This window comes from Acinetobacter sp. MB5 (assembly GCF_003261585.1).
Taxonomy (GTDB): domain Bacteria; phylum Pseudomonadota; class Gammaproteobacteria; order Pseudomonadales; family Moraxellaceae; genus Acinetobacter.
In genome coordinates this window covers 84478-99597 of record NZ_POVU01000009.1, presented here as the reverse complement: position 1 = coordinate 99597, position 15120 = coordinate 84478, and the positions used below count along the sequence as shown (strand labels likewise).

General features: G+C 41.0%; 16 protein-coding genes. 8 read left to right on the top strand and 8 right to left on the bottom strand.

Going from position 1 to position 15120, the window contains the following annotated elements; genetic code table 11:
* Nucleotides 1-354: 354 nt before the first annotated feature.
* The 3 genes from C1A47_RS12165 to C1A47_RS12155 all read right to left on the bottom strand — a co-directional run bounded on the left by C1A47_RS12165 (nt 355) and on the right by C1A47_RS12155 (nt 3163).
* Nucleotides 355-1374 (bottom strand): DUF6670 family protein, encoded by a 1020-nt coding sequence (locus tag C1A47_RS12165; RefSeq protein WP_227539777.1) that lies wholly within the window; start codon nt 1372-1374, stop codon nt 355-357.
* A 76-nt stretch (nt 1375-1450) separates the two neighbouring features.
* A complete protein-coding gene (gene pssA, locus C1A47_RS12160) occupies nt 1451-2266 on the bottom strand; it encodes a CDP-diacylglycerol--serine O-phosphatidyltransferase (protein ID WP_111895293.1) in 816 nt (271 codons plus the stop codon).
* A 39-nt stretch (nt 2267-2305) separates the two neighbouring features.
* A complete protein-coding gene (locus tag C1A47_RS12155) occupies nt 2306-3163 on the bottom strand; it encodes a 23S rRNA (adenine(2030)-N(6))-methyltransferase RlmJ (RefSeq protein WP_111895292.1) in 858 nt (285 codons plus the stop codon).
* Nucleotides 3164-3283: 120 nt separating this feature from the next.
* Between C1A47_RS12155 and C1A47_RS12150 the strand changes: the two genes are divergently transcribed.
* On the top strand, nt 3284-3886 hold the full coding sequence (locus C1A47_RS12150; protein WP_111895291.1) for a 2OG-Fe(II) oxygenase: 603 nt from the start codon (nt 3284-3286) through the stop codon (nt 3884-3886).
* Nucleotides 3887-3965: 79 nt separating this feature from the next.
* Nucleotides 3966-4493 (top strand): hypothetical protein, encoded by a 528-nt coding sequence (locus C1A47_RS12145; protein ID WP_111895290.1) that lies wholly within the window; start codon nt 3966-3968, stop codon nt 4491-4493.
* A 50-nt stretch (nt 4494-4543) separates the two neighbouring features.
* On the opposite strand, the gene C1A47_RS12140 is transcribed toward C1A47_RS12145, so the two are convergent.
* The 4 genes from C1A47_RS12140 to C1A47_RS12125 all read right to left on the bottom strand — a co-directional run bounded on the left by C1A47_RS12140 (nt 4544) and on the right by C1A47_RS12125 (nt 8855).
* Nucleotides 4544-4795, bottom strand: a complete 252-nt coding sequence (locus C1A47_RS12140; protein ID WP_111895289.1) for a DUF2789 family protein — start codon at nt 4793-4795, stop codon at nt 4544-4546.
* A 142-nt stretch (nt 4796-4937) separates the two neighbouring features.
* Nucleotides 4938-5924 (bottom strand): malate dehydrogenase, encoded by a 987-nt coding sequence (locus tag C1A47_RS12135; RefSeq protein WP_111895288.1) that lies wholly within the window; start codon nt 5922-5924, stop codon nt 4938-4940.
* A 269-nt stretch (nt 5925-6193) separates the two neighbouring features.
* On the bottom strand, nt 6194-6814 hold the full coding sequence (locus C1A47_RS12130) for a ribonuclease I (RefSeq protein ID WP_171294381.1): 621 nt from the start codon (nt 6812-6814) through the stop codon (nt 6194-6196).
* A 73-nt stretch (nt 6815-6887) separates the two neighbouring features.
* On the bottom strand, nt 6888-8855 hold the full coding sequence (locus tag C1A47_RS12125) for a lytic transglycosylase domain-containing protein (protein ID WP_111895287.1): 1968 nt from the start codon (nt 8853-8855) through the stop codon (nt 6888-6890).
* A gap of 254 nt (nt 8856-9109) precedes the next feature.
* On the opposite strand from C1A47_RS12125, the gene miaB reads away from it, so the two are divergent.
* Genes miaB through C1A47_RS12105 form a run of 4 tightly spaced genes read left to right on the top strand, consistent with a single transcriptional unit; the run spans nt 9110 to nt 12500 of the window.
* Nucleotides 9110-10567: a tRNA (N6-isopentenyl adenosine(37)-C2)-methylthiotransferase MiaB gene (gene miaB / locus C1A47_RS12120; RefSeq protein ID WP_111895286.1), complete on the top strand. Its 1458-nt coding sequence runs from the start codon at nt 9110-9112 to the stop codon at nt 10565-10567.
* A gap of 40 nt (nt 10568-10607) precedes the next feature.
* Nucleotides 10608-11690 carry a PhoH family protein gene (locus tag C1A47_RS12115; protein WP_111895285.1) on the top strand — a complete coding sequence of 361 codons (1083 nt, stop codon included), beginning with the start codon at nt 10608-10610 and terminating at the stop codon, nt 11688-11690.
* Nucleotides 11691-11699: 9 nt separating this feature from the next.
* Complete coding sequence (gene ybeY, locus C1A47_RS12110; RefSeq protein WP_111895284.1) at nt 11700-12179, top strand: rRNA maturation RNase YbeY; 480 nt, start codon at nt 11700-11702, stop codon at nt 12177-12179.
* A 21-nt stretch (nt 12180-12200) separates the two neighbouring features.
* Nucleotides 12201-12500, top strand: coding sequence for an antibiotic biosynthesis monooxygenase family protein (locus C1A47_RS12105; protein WP_111895283.1), 300 nt, complete (start codon nt 12201-12203; stop codon nt 12498-12500).
* A 28-nt stretch (nt 12501-12528) separates the two neighbouring features.
* Here C1A47_RS12105 and C1A47_RS12100 read toward each other — a convergent pair whose 3' ends face one another.
* A complete protein-coding gene (locus tag C1A47_RS12100) occupies nt 12529-13410 on the bottom strand; it encodes an energy transducer TonB (RefSeq protein ID WP_111895282.1) in 882 nt (293 codons plus the stop codon).
* Nucleotides 13411-13618: 208 nt separating this feature from the next.
* On the opposite strand from C1A47_RS12100, the gene C1A47_RS12095 reads away from it, so the two are divergent.
* Both C1A47_RS12095 and C1A47_RS12090 read left to right on the top strand, forming a co-directional pair.
* Nucleotides 13619-14275 carry a hypothetical protein gene (locus tag C1A47_RS12095; RefSeq protein WP_111895281.1) on the top strand — a complete coding sequence of 219 codons (657 nt, stop codon included), beginning with the start codon at nt 13619-13621 and terminating at the stop codon, nt 14273-14275.
* 94 nt (nt 14276-14369) lie between these two features.
* Nucleotides 14370-15080: a DUF3108 domain-containing protein gene (locus C1A47_RS12090; RefSeq protein ID WP_111895280.1), complete on the top strand. Its 711-nt coding sequence runs from the start codon at nt 14370-14372 to the stop codon at nt 15078-15080.
* The last annotated feature ends 40 nt before the right edge of the window (nt 15081-15120 follow it).

Sequence of the window (15120 nt, the reverse complement as noted above, 5' to 3'; positions counted from 1 at the left end):
CAAATAAACTTCGAGAAATTTCTACCAATTCAATCAATGAAATATATATTCGACTGATCAACTAGTAAAAATCCACACAAGTTGTTCTTCCAATTCTCTTAATGATCTTCTCAATGATTCGTCATCATCAAGCTAGGTCGGCTATGTTACTCTATTTTAAAACAAAGTCAACAGGTAATTTCGATATTTTTAAAACCCATTCAATCAACTTAAAAACTTAACCTATCTAGCTAAGCCCTTGTTAATCAACAAGTTTTTATCTGCATCACCGCCGATGGATACGCATTATAGAGGATTTAAAACGTCATGCAACCCCCCAACCTGCTTTTTTTTAACAACCGCTCATTTTGTAGCCTATTTCGGCGTTTTTAGGGGTTGGCAGGCTAATTCATGTACGGAATTCAATAATATTTCTTTTTCAAAATGCCCCATTTCTTGCCATTTTAAAGCTCGGCAATCGACATACTCACAATACCCTGCTTCTGCCTGATAATATTTTTGATTAAATTTAAGCTGATAATGAAAACTCCCCACATATCCAGCACCAAATCCAAATTTATAATCACCTCTTGCTGTTGCAATAAGTTGTAACTGAAGGTTTGGATGTTGAATATTCCACATAAACTCTCGTGGCAAATACATACTCAAGCCATCAGGAGTGATGACTTTGGGATAGACTCTAATAATTTCCAGCTCAACATCACGTGTATAAACCTGTGTCTTTTGTTGATGTAGATCAAAAATAATCAACTTACTATGAATAACCTGATTAAAGCGGTTTCGAATTTGATAAAAGATAAATTGCCAATGTTCAGCGTGAACGATTTGTCTTGTATAAAAATACCAATTTGAAAAAGGTAACTGTATCGTCCGCGCATAACTGAACAATCCCATACTTTCAATTTCATAATGCTGCTGTTTATGATGCAAAGTACCTTGCATATTGACAGGACAAAGCCATCGTTCAGCAACCCCTAAATTTATGGGATAATTTTTATATCGTGGACCTCTTAACTGAATATTCAACTCAAACTGCAATTCACTATTCTTTTTAATAAGCTGTAAATTTTTATAGCCCTTAATAATCTTAATATCTTCTGCAAAATGCACGTAGTCCAACGTTTGCTCAGATTCATCTTGAATCGAATACGTCTGTAAACAACTCTGATGATTCAAACTACACGAAGTAAAAACTAAAGCCGTGTCTAACTCAGTGGTAGAAATTACCGAGGAGTTTTGTAAGACAGGAATATTGGGAACACCCAGCAGGGTTAAGAAATTAAAGTAATGAAGTGGCGCAGGCAAATTCGGAAAAATAAAACCATAATGTACGGTTTTATATTGGGAGTTCGGAAACCATTGTAATTTAGTCAAATTTGGAGGCTGTTTGGCAGACTTGGAAAAACTGTTCCACTTCATAACAACCTCCCAAAAGATTAACTTTTATTTTTTATGTTACTTTTTTCCTAGCTAAAAAAGTAGTCACAATACCTGATAGCGCATAAATACTTGAAACAACCAAAATCCCTACAGGAATGTTATATGTCATTGCTGCCAAAATCAGTACAACAGGCAACATAACGACGAATGGCACACGGCGGCGATCCATCTGCTTGAAAGAGTAATACTTCATATTCGAGATCATCAGCAAGCCGACGACAACCATAAAAATGGCATACGCAATTTGAGTTGATAATTCTTTAACATGAAAAGCATGTGAATAATCGCGACTCACCCAAACCAGACAAATCACAAGAATTGCAGCAAGTGGACTGGCTACACCAATAAAATAGCGCTTATCGACCACACCAATTTGAACATTAAAGCGTGCCAAACGGAATGCAGCACATGCAGTATAGACAAAACAGCAAGCGAGACCAATACGCCCTAGTCCATGCAAGCTCCAGCTATACATTAAAATTGCAGGCGCTAGACCAAAGGCAATCAAGTCCGATAGCGAATCAAATTGTTCACCGAAAGCACTTTGTGCACCAATTGCACGTGCAACACGACCATCAAGCCCATCAAACAATGCAGCAAGAAAGATGGCATAAATTGCATGGATAAACTGTCCATCCATACTCGAAATAATTGAGTAGAAACCTGACAGCAATGCTGCTGTTGTAATCAAGTTAGGCCACAAATAAATCCCACGGCGTTTAATGCGCTGCCCTTCATGCGTATGCTCTTCTTCGATTACTTCAAATGTTAGCCCATCATAAGCATCATCTGAACAATCTCCGTTGTGTTTGGGCACATTGGTCATGTTGTTGCTTCCCCAGTATTTTTTTGATTTAAAACTGTATTATTCACCCACCAGCCATTTGACTGCAACAGAACCACCGTTCTCTTGCATGCGCAAATGCGGGAATAGCCACTGTAATGCCTGATCTGCTTGTTCAGCAAACTGCCAAGGTGGATTAATAATCAACATACCACAGCCATTTAAGCCGACTGGTGTATCATCTGGCCAAACACAAATTTCACAAACTAACTGACGACGAATACCCGTTTTGCTCATTTTTTTCTCAAAACGTTCAATCATGGCACGGTCTTTAATTGGATACCAAACAGCAAATACACCTGTCGGCCATTTTTTATAGGCATTGACTAACAATTCCACCAATTGTGGAAAGTCCTTACGTTCAAGTTCGTAAGGCGGGTCAATCATCACCAAACCGCGTTTTTCTTTTGGCGGAATTACACCAAGTAACCCTTCATAAGCATCACGTTCATGCAACCCTGCACGGCGGTCACGAATATTTTGGCGAAGCTGCTGGAAGACATCACGCTGCATTTCAAAAATGGTGGCTTTGTCGATATCACGCATGCCTTGCAATGCAAACCAAGGTGAGCCTGGATAAGCGCCACGACCATCTTCAGCACGCATGCTTTCGACCAAATTCAAATATTGCTGTACCGCTTCAGGCGCATGGCGCTTTTGAATGGATGGCAATTGCATCAAACGATGAATACCTGAAAGATATTCACCAGACTTCTGTGAAGGGGCTTGAGACAGGTCATATTTTCCCGCACCACCATGCGTGTCGATATAACGATAAGGTTTATCTTTTGCATTGAGACGTGCCAGTAGTTGCAGCAAAAGCACATGCTTCATAACATCGGCAAAGTTGCCCGCATGAAAATGGTGACGGTAATTCATGTTTCTATCAATTCCTAAAATCAACGGCTATCTTAACATGAAAAAAACATCGATGCGGATTGGACAGTTGTTCTAAAATAACTGACTTTTTCTATAGATTTGAATTTCAACTGGGGATTTATGGCTGAGCTTCCACCAAAAAACTGGAATATAAATAAAATTATCAATGATTTAGATGAATCAGGTTTCAGCATCATCGATCAAGCATACACCGAAGAATACTTACATACTGTTCACCAAGAATGTATGCACCATTTAAATGAATTTCGTGATGCAGCCATTCAAAATGGCGTGGTGAGCAAAATTCGCAGTGATCATATTTTATGGATTAACGAAAATTTACCAATTGCAGAACAACATGTTGCAACGCTTATGCAACTCGCTCAGGAGCTTAATCAAGCTTTTTTCTTTGGAATTCGTGAAGTCGAAGCACATTTTGCCTGTTACAACACAGGTGAGTTTTATGCCTTACACCGTGACAATCCACAAAAGAAAAATGATCGGATGGTTTCTGCGGTATTGTATTTACATTCAGAATGGCAGGAAGACTGGGGCGGTCAATTACGCTTACAAGATAAACAACAAAACTGGCATATTTTAGAGCCAAAACCGAATCGTATTGCCCTGTTTCAAAGTGATTTACTCCATGAGGTACTTGCCGCTCAACAACAACGCTTATCGATCACGGCATGGATGCGCAGCAATCACTCAATTTGGTCATAGTCCCTACAGTTAATCTGTACTGACTTTAAATGTATCGAAAAATCCACATATACTGTTTATGAGCCATTGAGGAAACAGCATGTTAATGAACAGCCAACAGATTATTGCGCGGATTGGAGAAACTGATCAGCTGTATTTAAGTGCCAATAGCCCAGAACTGGCGTTGGAGCGTGGTGATTTACGCCTGCAATTGGTGACTTTAAGCCAGAATCGTCAAGAACAGTTGTATTTTCTGCATGAAGCGCTCGCGATTTTAGAACAAGGGCGTGTGGAATTTGAGGAAATTCCAATTCAGCTGTATATAAATTTATCTTTACAACTTGCCAAAGCTTATATGATTTATTTTGAGCTGAATCAAGACAGTAAATTTGCACTGATTACCCAGCAGATCTTAAAGCCGTTGGCACATTTAGCTTATGGTGATATCTATTTCTTCTTGGCGTATGCAGCAATTGTGAAAAAAGAACATGCCATGACCAAACATTGGCTACGTAAATATGTCAATAGTTCAGAATATGACCATGAACTTCTACATGCCCATCCTAAATTTAAACCACTACATCAAGAAGTTTGGTTTATTGAACTTGTAAAAAAACAGCTTCATTAAATAAAAAAAACCTCTATATCCAATAGAGGTTTTTTTTATTTCGATCCATCTTAAGACATCGGATGCTGTGCGTCGGTATGTAGTAACTCATTTAATTCATCGACCACAATTGCCCATTCATCATCTTGATCGCAACGATGTTGCAAAAACTCACGTTGCGGCGCATTCCAAAACACAGCATTCGCGAGTTCAACATCTTGCGCGAGTTGATGTGAATTGACAAAATCTTCTATCGCCCCTGCTTCTGCGGGCAAACCCAATTGCTGAAATAGCAATTCGAGTGTGGGTTGTTGTTCAAACATTTTTCTACTCCATCCACTGGATCATTTTATTTTAAAAAATTACGCTGCTTTTGTTGAGTAACTCTCAGTTGGTTTCCTGTAAAGGCATAAAAAAAGCACCCCAAAATGGAGTGCTTTTTCAACTTAATCTGCAAAGATTAAATTAGTTCACCATGTCAGCAACTGCTGCACGTTCTTCTTCTAGCTCGTTCAACGTATGGTTGATACGCTCACGGCTGAATTCATCGATTTCTAAACCTTGAACGATTTTGTATTCACCGTTTTCAGTTGTTACAGGGAAACCGAACATTACGCCTTCAGGAATACCATAAGAACCGTCAGAAGGAATACCCATAGTTACCCATTTGCCGTTAGTGCCAAGTGCCCAATCATGCATATGGTCGATTGCAGCATTTGCAGCAGAAGCAGCAGAAGACAGACCACGTGCTTCGATGATCGCAGCGCCACGTTTACCAACAGTTGGAAGGAATACGTTAGCGTTCCAGTCAGCATCGTTGATTTTGTCTTTTAAGCTTTCGCCGTTTACATTTGCAAAACGGTAGTCAGCATACATTGTTGGAGAGTGGTTACCCCAAACAGTCATGTTTTCGATGTCAGAAACTGCAACACCCGCTTTTTGAGCAAGTTGAGTCAATGCACGATTGTGGTCAAGACGTAACATTGCAGTAAAGTTTTTCGCTGGAAGATCTGGAGCAGATTTCATCGCGATGTAAGCGTTAGTGTTTGCAGGGTTACCTACAACAAGTACTTTAACGTCACGGCTAGCAACTTCGTTCAGTGCTTTACCTTGACCAATGAAGATTTCGCCGTTTACTTTAAGTAAGTCAGCACGTTCCATACCTGGACCACGTGGACGTGAACCAACTAATAACGCATAGTCAGCATCTTTGAATGCAACTTTAGGATCGTCAGTACCGATCATGCCAGCCAACAATGGGAACGCACAGTCATCAAGTTCCATCATTACGCCTTTAAGCGCTTGTTGAGCTTTCTCAACTGGGATTTCAAGCAATTGTAAAATAACTGGTTGGTCTTTCCCTAACATTTCACCGCTTGCGATACGGAATAACAAGCTATAACCGATTTGACCTGCAGCGCCAGTAACGGCAACACGAACGGGTTGCTTCATGTAATTATCTCCAATTGAGGATCGTTGATATGATTAAACAGTTGTTCCATTTAATCCTTAATCATAAACGGCAATCATTGTACTCCAATCTTGCTGGTCATGCATGAAAAATAGAATGATTTGCAACAAAAGTCTGATAGAAAATTTAAACAAAATGAAGCGTGTTAATAGCTAAATTTGCTCATCAACAGAATAAAAGAAAGGTGACTTATTATTTAATAATTCTAAATCAATAAAATCAGAGTACTTATAAAATGCTCTGCATCAACTTAGTATGTCCCCTGAATGGTGAATTTTTTTGGGCAGTTAGAAATTTCATGGCTTGAACATGCCTTATAGGTACCGTTACTGTTGTAACAAACACTGACATGAGTCAACAGCGTTGTGCCATGATTCTTTTGACAATAAAACTCAACACCATCAGATGACATGCCTGAATTCAGACGTAGAAACTCTGTAAGTAAAGCTTTTTTCTGGATGTTATGTGAAGCTGAATCTGTCAGAGCTGCAGGAATTTTTAGTCTTTGAGCATAATTAATAATCGTTCGGAAATATTGTACGGCGGACATTGACATGCATCCCCCGACACTTTGCCAAAGTTGAATGCGTGAGGCTTCATCAGGAATAATTCGTGCTACAACCCGAGCTTGTAACGGCGGTAAAATTGCAGAACTGCTGGTTTCACATTCGGTATAGCGACCTTCAGGAACCAGTCCTGCTACAGTCAGTGCATATCCTTCTAAACATTTACGTTGTTTTTTTCGGTTTGGATCTAATGCGCAAACCGCAGGTGTCATTTGAATATGTAAGATATAGCCTCGACTCGAACTCGGCTGCGCATGTGCCGATGAAACCACGAAGATAAAGCCAATAAAGATCAGTACACTCATGATTAGAGAAGCCGAGTGTCCTAGACATTCTTGTTTAGCTATGTAGAAAACCAAAGTCTTACATCTCTCACACTTATTGTTCTAGACGTGCAGGGATTGCACGCATCCATTTACCAATATTTTGTATTCCCTGACCTAGAACTGCACCGTAGTGGGTTGCATTGGTCATCACATTTTTCACATAGTCACGTGTTTCCGACAATGGAATACTTTCGACATACTGATCCGCAGCAATTGCACCTGTATTCGCCTGCCAACGACGCGCACGGGTCGGCCCTGCATTATAACCTGCTGTTGCCAATACAGCATTATCATTCAGCTGTCCCTGAATCATCGACAAATAATAGGTTCCATAACGGATATTGGTATTCATGTCCGTTAATACGGCTGGATTATACGTTTCTCCCATTTTTTTTGCGACTTGTTTCGCAGTTCCAGGCATAATTTGCATTAAACCTCCCGCTCCAACATTGGAACGGGCATGCGTTATAAAGCGACTTTCCTGACGCATTAAGCCATATGCCCATGCCGGATCCAGACCCACATTTTGACTATAGCTCAGCACAGTATTTTGATGTGGCGTTAAATAGCTCAGGCTGTCATTGTGTTTATTGACAGTGCGATTCGCTGCATAAATTGCCCGATCATACCAACCCATATCTGCTGCACGCTGAGCAGCTGCCAGTAACAAGCCATCATCTTCGCGCAAATACGCTTGTCGAACCGCCCAGTTCCATTCCCTATTTGTATAACTATCAGGCGCATTAATTTTTTTCAGTGTAAATGCACGGCGGAAATGAATATCTTGATCTAGGCGCTGAAAATCTCTCGCCGTCGGCTGTGCTTGTGAACCCTCGCGATAACCTTCACCTAAACGTGCCTGAGCCAGCAAGTTATGATAATCATCACCACTGCGAGCCAAACGTTGATAAATTCCTGTTGCGATTTTTTTAGAGTTGGCATCGCCACGTTGCTCATAAGCACGTGCTAGCCAGTATTGCCAACGGTCTTCATGTTGCTGCGTGACACTCATACTATTAATTGCACGCATGACACTTTCCCAAGCACCAAAACGCACTGCTTGTCGTGCATAAATTTCGGCTTCTTCAGGACTAAATGGCAAGCCATAACTAGCATCAAAGAATTTCAGAACAATTTGATTAAAATTATTTTTAAGTACTGTAGTGCCACCAATATAAGCAACTGTGCGATATAAATATTTCTGTACAGGCTCAGGCACACCTTCAGCAGCACGATTGGCAGCATTCAGTCCCGAGTCCAAATCGGATTCTGCTAAACGAGCAAGTGCAAAAATCAGATAAGCATAATCTGTATCGTTATTTTTCGGGGCTGACCATAAATAGTTCAACGGACTACTTTGAATTTGATTTAACTGATCCAATGACAGCGTGATTCCCATTGCATTAGCAGTGGTTTGGGCTTTACTCATTTGACCTGAACGTAATTCACCCCATAGACGCTGTTGTTTATCTTGCGCACTCATGAGAGGACTAGTCAGCATCATCCGTCCCAGACCTTGACAAGATTCAGGTAAATCCCCTGTGCTTAACCAGAGATCTTTAAATTCAGCAAAAACCAGTGGATCGCCAGACTTGGCACGTACTTGTGCAACGGCACAGCTTTCGGCTTGATCGGGATTGGTCACATAAGGAATAACGGGTTGAGCATCACTATAATCCGCTTGTTTGACTTTTTCTTCGACATAATCAGCAGCCAGTTTCTCAGCCATTGCAGACTGCGGATAGCGTTTAGCAAAATCCACAATATTTCCCGAAGGCTGATACCCCAAATTCATATTGAGTTTCCAATATTCAGGATAATAGCCCAAAACATCTTGCTGCATGTTCGCTGCATATTGATCTAATAATGCGACATTGCCAGAATTTGCAGCTTGCAAAGCATCATTAAATTGCTCTTCGGCTGCGGACGCAGCGAAACTAGATCCGAGAAAACAGCTCAAAGCAAATAGGCGACCATAGAATTGATATGTTGTTGCACTTAAAACCCGCAATGTTTTCATATAGCCGAATATACCCTTACTTGCTCTGCTATTTTTGCCCTCAGTTTAATGTTAACACATACGCGATTGTTGTTATGTTATGTAATCATTTTGCACAGCAAATCAGTCTATTCCACACCTTGCATAAAAACTAAAAGAGCTATAGCTTCAAAACAAAAAATGCTAAAATATCGCTCCTTTTATTCCCTGCCAAAGTGTTACAGGCTCATACCAATGTAGACCTGAACACTTAGCCTTATTTTTCAGGAGCCTACATGACGGTTCAGACCTTCATTCCAGCACGTGCCGAAGCTGCCTCAGAAAACACTGTCTCCCAGCCTTTGCACACCTCTGACGTTTCAAGCGCAGTGAAAAAACTGTACATTGAAACTCAAGGGTGTCAAATGAATGAATATGACAGTCACCGTATGGCCGACCTCCTCGGCGACTCACACGGCTATGTACTCACCAACGATCCAAAAGATGCTGACATTCTTTTGATGAACACCTGTTCAATTCGTGAAAAAGCTCAAGAAAAAGTGTTTAGTGAGCTTGGTCGTTGGCGCAAACTGAAAGAAAAAAATCCTGATCTTGTGATCGGTGTCGGCGGTTGTGTTGCTTCACAAGAAGGTGACAACATTCAAAAACGTGCACCGTATGTCGACATGGTTTTTGGCCCACAAACTTTGCACCGTTTACCGCAAATGCTCGATCAACACAACGATCAAGTTGAAAAGCCAAAGCAAGACAAAATTAAACTGGTCGATATCTCATTCCCTGATATCGAAAAATTCGACTTCTTGCCTGAACCTCGTGTTGAAGGTTATAAAGCCTTTGTTTCGATCATGGAAGGTTGTTCAAAATATTGTTCATTCTGTGTTGTGCCTTACACACGTGGTGAAGAAGTTTCTCGTCCACTTGATGATGTCTTGGCGGAAATTGCAGGTCTTGCTGAAAAAGGCGTTCGTGAAATCAGTCTTTTAGGTCAAAACGTGAATGGTTATCGTGGTGAAACCTTTGATGGTAAAATCTGTACCTTCGCTGATTTGTTACGTTTAGTTGCAGAAATTCCAGGGATTGGTCGTCTACGCTATACCACATCGCATCCACTTGAATTTTCTGAAGACCTGATTCAGTGCTACCGCGATCTTCCACAAATGGTGTCACATTTACACTTGCCTGTACAAAGTGGTTCAAATGCTGTGTTACAGGCCATGAAGCGTAACCACACCATTGATATCTATATCGATAAAATTGCCAAGTTACGTCAGATTCGTCCAGACATGCATTTGTCGAGTGATTTTATTATTGGTTTCCCAGGTGAAACTGATGAGAATTTCTCTGAAACCTTGCAATTTATTAAAGACTTAGACTTCGATCACTCTTATAGCTTCATTTACTCGAAACGTCCTGGGACACCTGCCTCAGAACTTGAAGATACAACGCCTGAAGATGTGAAAAAAGACCGTCTTGCACAAGTTCAAAAAGTTATTAAACAATCAAGCATCGACAAAACTGATGCCATGCTAGGCACAGTGCAACGTGTCTTAATTGAAAATGTTTCTGATAAAGACCCAAATCTTTTGGTCGGCACAGCAGACAACACCCGTTTAGTGACGTTTATTGGAGATGCGACTTGGGTTGGTCGTTTCGCAGAAATTGAGATTACCGAGATTAAAACTTTGAATTTAGTCTATGGTGAGCTCTTGAATCTTGAGCCTGACGTGGCGTAATGTAGGGCTATAGACTAAACAACACTTAAAAGGAATTGTCTTGACTGCAGCGATCCGACGTACAGTATCTTTTCCAGGTATTTCAATGGACCGTTTAAAAAGCATGCTCGGTGCTTACAACGGTCACTTGAAACAAATTGAACAACGTTTAGACGTCCAAATTACCCATCGAGGCGATGTTTTTTATATCGATGGTGACATTGAGGCGGTGGAGAGAGCAGAAACCCTACTACAGCGACTTCATGAAGAAGCTGAACTGTCCTCTCCGATTAGTGCAGATCAACTGCACATGATGATTCAAGGAAGCCAGACCGAGCGTGATCTTATGGATGATGAGGGTCAGGAGCATACTGGGCTGGACAGCGTCTGGTTACAAACCCGTAAAGGGCGTATTAACCCGCGTGGTGCAAACCAGAAACGCTATGTACAGCGTATTTTGCAAAGTGACATTTCTTTTGGTATTGGACCTGCGGGAACGGGTAAAACCTATTTAGCCGTTGCTGCAGCAGTTGACATGCTCGAACGTAACGAAATCCAGCGGATTCTTTTGGTTCGTCCTGCGGTTGAAGCAGGTGAAAAACTAGGTTTCCTCCCTGGGGATTTAAGTCAAAAAATTGACCCTTATTTACGCCCACTTTACGATGCCTTGTATGAAATGCTTGGTTTTGAAAAAGTAGCCAAACTCATCGAACGCCAAGTGATTGAAGTTGCACCCCTTGCCTACATGCGTGGTCGTACACTAAATCACTCGTTTGTCATTTTGGATGAAGCACAAAACACCACACCTGAACAAATGAAGATGTTTCTCACCCGTTTAGGTTTTGGTTCCCGCGCCGTCATTACAGGGGATATTACCCAAGTCGATTTACCACGTGGTCAGCAATCAGGCTTAGCTCATGCTTTGCGTGTTTTAGAACATGTGACTGAAATTCATATTACGCGCTTCCACTCTCGTGATGTGGTTCGCCATCAACTCGTACAAAAAATTGTCGAAGCCTATGAAGGTTGGGACAGTGAGCAACACCGAATTGGTGCTGAAGAACGTGCTGCCCGTAAAGCACGCCAAGAAGCTCTGATTCAAGAAAATGATGTGGCGGCAGACGCCCAACATCAGGACGCTTAAGGACTCATTTTGAAACTTAATCTTTCATTACAACAAGACGTTTTAGCACCTGAACTGGTGCTAAAACGTGGTTATCTTAAAAAAGTCATTGAAACTACTTTACGCCATGTCGACATGCAGCAAGATTGTGAAATCGGGGTTGCTTGTGTCGATAATGCTGAAAGTCATGAACTGAATTTACAATACCGTCAAAAAGACAAACCAACCAATGTTCTGTCCTTTCCAAGTGACATTCCTGAAGAAGTCCTCCCCATGTTAGATGCTTTTCCACTGGGTGACTTGGTGATCTGTATTCCAGTCGTTTTGCAGGAAGCCGATCAACAGCATAAAAAACCGCTCGATCATTTCACCCATATGTTGGTGCATGGCACACTGCATTTGCTTGGCTATGACCATGAAACTAGCGATGAAGATGCTGAGGAAATGGAAGCTTTGGAAATTGAGATTTTAGCCAAACTCGGTTTAGCCAATCCATATCAGGATCAGTAAAAAATAAAAGGAGTGCAATTGATGTTTGTGGTGATTTTCAAAGCAGAGATTGCACAGCTCGATTCAGAATATAGCCAGACTGCACAGCGATTACGTCAAAAAGCCTTTTCTGACTATGGTTGCTTGAAGTTCGAGTCCTATACTGAAAATGAGCAAGAAATTGCACTGTCATACTGGACAGACCTCGCCAGTATTCAACGTTGGCAACAAGATCCTGAACATCAAATCGCTCAACAGATCGGAGGAGAACGCTGGTACAAAAACTACAGCGTTGAAATCTGTGAATTGCAGCGACAGTATCAAATCAATCAAGCCACATAAAAAAAATCGGGATTCACTCCCGATTTTTTTATCTCACTTCAAATTCAGCTTCAGCGGGATCAAAACGCCACGTTCTTACAATACGTAACTCAGAAATATCTTTCATGCTGGCATCGAAACGCCCAAAAGGTGCTCCACGGCGTACAGAATCTTTGGCTGCTTCATCTAAAACAGCATGTCCCGAACTTTGCAGTAAATGCAGAGCACGCACACCACCTTCACTGTTCAAGATCACCATTAAACGCACCTCGCCAGACCAACGCTGCTGTTTGGCTTCTTCTGGATAGTAACGGTTTCCATATAGTTCAACTTTTTCACGGAATTTATTCAAATAGGCGGCTGAAGCATCCCGTTTCGCCTGAATACCATCCACCGTTTTAATTTTTTGCTGGCGACTAAAATCTTGTTGGCGTTGTAAGTACTGAGCTTCCAAACTTGCCACCATCGCCGCTTTTGCCTGATATTGGCTTTTCAGTTCATCCATGGCTTTTTTACGATGCTGGTCTTCACTCTGCTTTTGCCAACTCAAGACAGTCATCAGCACTTTTTCTTGAAATTTTAACTCTCGATGCTGTTGAATCATTTCCAGTTGTTGTAACTGCTGATCGCCAGCTGACTGAGACTCATCTGCTGGAGCAAGATTGGTCGACATCCGATGTTTCTGGTGAAAAATCCCTGAACCCTGCTGATCTGCCTGCGCAATAAAGTCAGCATTTTCGACTGCTTCTTTGCTTGGTCGAATCGTCACGGCAATTTCCTGATGCATCGACTGATCAGGTTGCGGCATCGCAAAGCGGATGCACAACACTGTCAAATGTAGCAGCAATGCTGAAATGACCGCGATAACAAACACCGAATCTTTCCACCAAGACAGGGCTATTTTTTGCTGAATCGAGTGTTGCTTTGTCATAACATTAAAACGACCAAACTTGCCTAAAATACACGTAACATATAACTATGCGATTTTTTTAGATAAAAAATCTGTTTTATACTATTTTTCTGCATCCGAACATCAAATACTCATTCTGCAATGGCTAGTATAAAAAATAGATGTGAATTTTTCATCTAATTCAATAAGATTGCAACTAGTATAAAAAACTATTTTTCGGACCTGATCTATGCAGACGCTAATTTCCAGTATTTCTAAACGTATCCGCGAGGTATACCGCAAGGCGGGAGGATATATTGAAGAAGAGCGTGAGTTCGCGTTATCACAAGTATTTCTGAATGCAACTTTTAAGCGTTTTGTCACCGATAACGTGAAAATTTTGCAGGATCTTCATGCCGATGTACATGATGACTGGTTACGCCTGTATGCCACTCTGGATGTTAAAGGCTTATATACAACGCTGTCTGTAGACCTCAAACTACTCCAGATGGAACTGAATAAAGAGACCCAATTACTCATTTTTGAACAAATTAGTCAAACACAAGTCATTGAAGCTAAATATAAAAACTTTTTCCAAAAAATTGCTTTTAAATTTACCTTGTTTTTTTATCAAAAGGTCTTAGATAAAGATCCACTCGGTACAATTTTACAGCGCTTCAATGTGGTTCAGGTAAAAGATGATTTACTGTATTTAGATTTGAACCGTTGGCTTGGTAAAAACCCGTCAATTATTGAAACCTTAGCGAAAGTTCATGTCAATCATGCCGTATTACGTGAAGCAGAATTAGTGGTCTTGGGCAATGTCAATCTAGAGGCTTTATTTGGTAAAACAACGCCTCAGTCAAACAATACAGAGTCAACTCAAGCCAGTCCAAACAACACATGATGCGATGATTCGTATACAAAAAAATATGCTTTTGCTCATGGTTTCCCCATTAATCTATGCAACGATAAAATATTTAAACCGATAGGATATGTTTATGCTCAAGCAACAACTTACCTCTTTTTCTGCTAGTGCTGCTGTACTTGCTGGAGCGGCATTAATCTGTTCAAGTCAAGCCATGGCACTCAGTCCATTTAAGGCCACTTATCAGTTTTCCTATAATGGTCACAATATGGGTTCTGCAACACGAACCCTTCAACAAAATGGCAATAACTGGACTTATATCTTTGCAGCAAAAGCAGGTATTTTGGCTTCAGCCACTGAAACGAGCCACTTTTCATGGGTAGATAACAACGTCGTCTCTAATAACTTTAGCCGCAATGCAAGCTATATAGGGCTGTCCGACTCTTTCAAAATTAACTTCAATCCAAATGCAAAAACCATTGCGACCAACCGCAAAGGTAAAGCACGCTCTTTTGCATGGAAAACAGGTGCTTTAGACGAACTCAATGCTGAAGTACAAGTTCGTGAAGATTTAAAAAAATCTGGCTTAAAAAGCAATTACTTCATCACGGGTGCAAAAGGCGTCGACCCTCGTAAGTTTGTAAAATTAGGTACGGAAAATCTAGCGACCCCTTACGGTACTTTTAGCACGATTAAAGTTAAACTGGATCATGGAGGCTCTGACCGCAATACCATTTTCTGGTTAGCCCCTAAACTGGATTATTTACCCGTCAAAGTTGCACATAATGATGGCAGCAGCTCTTATGGTATTTTGCTCACAGGCTATCAAGGACCGACCAAATAAACGCATTTTTGCAATTTTAACTTGCAATTTTTCGGATGCT

Coding starts and splice junctions, on each gene's coding strand:
- C1A47_RS12100 (WP_111895282.1), bottom strand. CDS start 13,410: ATGACAAAGCAACACTCGATTCAGCAAAAAATAGCCCTGTCTTGGTGG.
- C1A47_RS12155 (WP_111895292.1), bottom strand. CDS start 3,163: ATGAATTACCGTCACCATTTTCATGCGGGCAACTTTGCCGATGTTATG.
- C1A47_RS12125 (WP_111895287.1), bottom strand. CDS start 8,855: ATGAAAACATTGCGGGTTTTAAGTGCAACAACATATCAATTCTATGGT.
- C1A47_RS12090 (WP_111895280.1), top strand. CDS start 14,370: ATGCTCAAGCAACAACTTACCTCTTTTTCTGCTAGTGCTGCTGTACTT.
- C1A47_RS12130 (WP_171294381.1), bottom strand. CDS start 6,814: ATGAGTGTACTGATCTTTATTGGCTTTATCTTCGTGGTTTCATCGGCA.
- miaB (WP_111895286.1), top strand. CDS start 9,110: ATGACGGTTCAGACCTTCATTCCAGCACGTGCCGAAGCTGCCTCAGAA.
- C1A47_RS12145 (WP_111895290.1), top strand. CDS start 3,966: ATGTTAATGAACAGCCAACAGATTATTGCGCGGATTGGAGAAACTGAT.
- C1A47_RS12150 (WP_111895291.1), top strand. CDS start 3,284: ATGGCTGAGCTTCCACCAAAAAACTGGAATATAAATAAAATTATCAAT.
- C1A47_RS12140 (WP_111895289.1), bottom strand. CDS start 4,795: ATGTTTGAACAACAACCCACACTCGAATTGCTATTTCAGCAATTGGGT.
- C1A47_RS12095 (WP_111895281.1), top strand. CDS start 13,619: ATGCAGACGCTAATTTCCAGTATTTCTAAACGTATCCGCGAGGTATAC.
- C1A47_RS12135 (WP_111895288.1), bottom strand. CDS start 5,924: ATGAAGCAACCCGTTCGTGTTGCCGTTACTGGCGCTGCAGGTCAAATC.
- pssA (WP_111895293.1), bottom strand. CDS start 2,266: ATGACCAATGTGCCCAAACACAACGGAGATTGTTCAGATGATGCTTAT.
- C1A47_RS12105 (WP_111895283.1), top strand. CDS start 12,201: ATGTTTGTGGTGATTTTCAAAGCAGAGATTGCACAGCTCGATTCAGAA.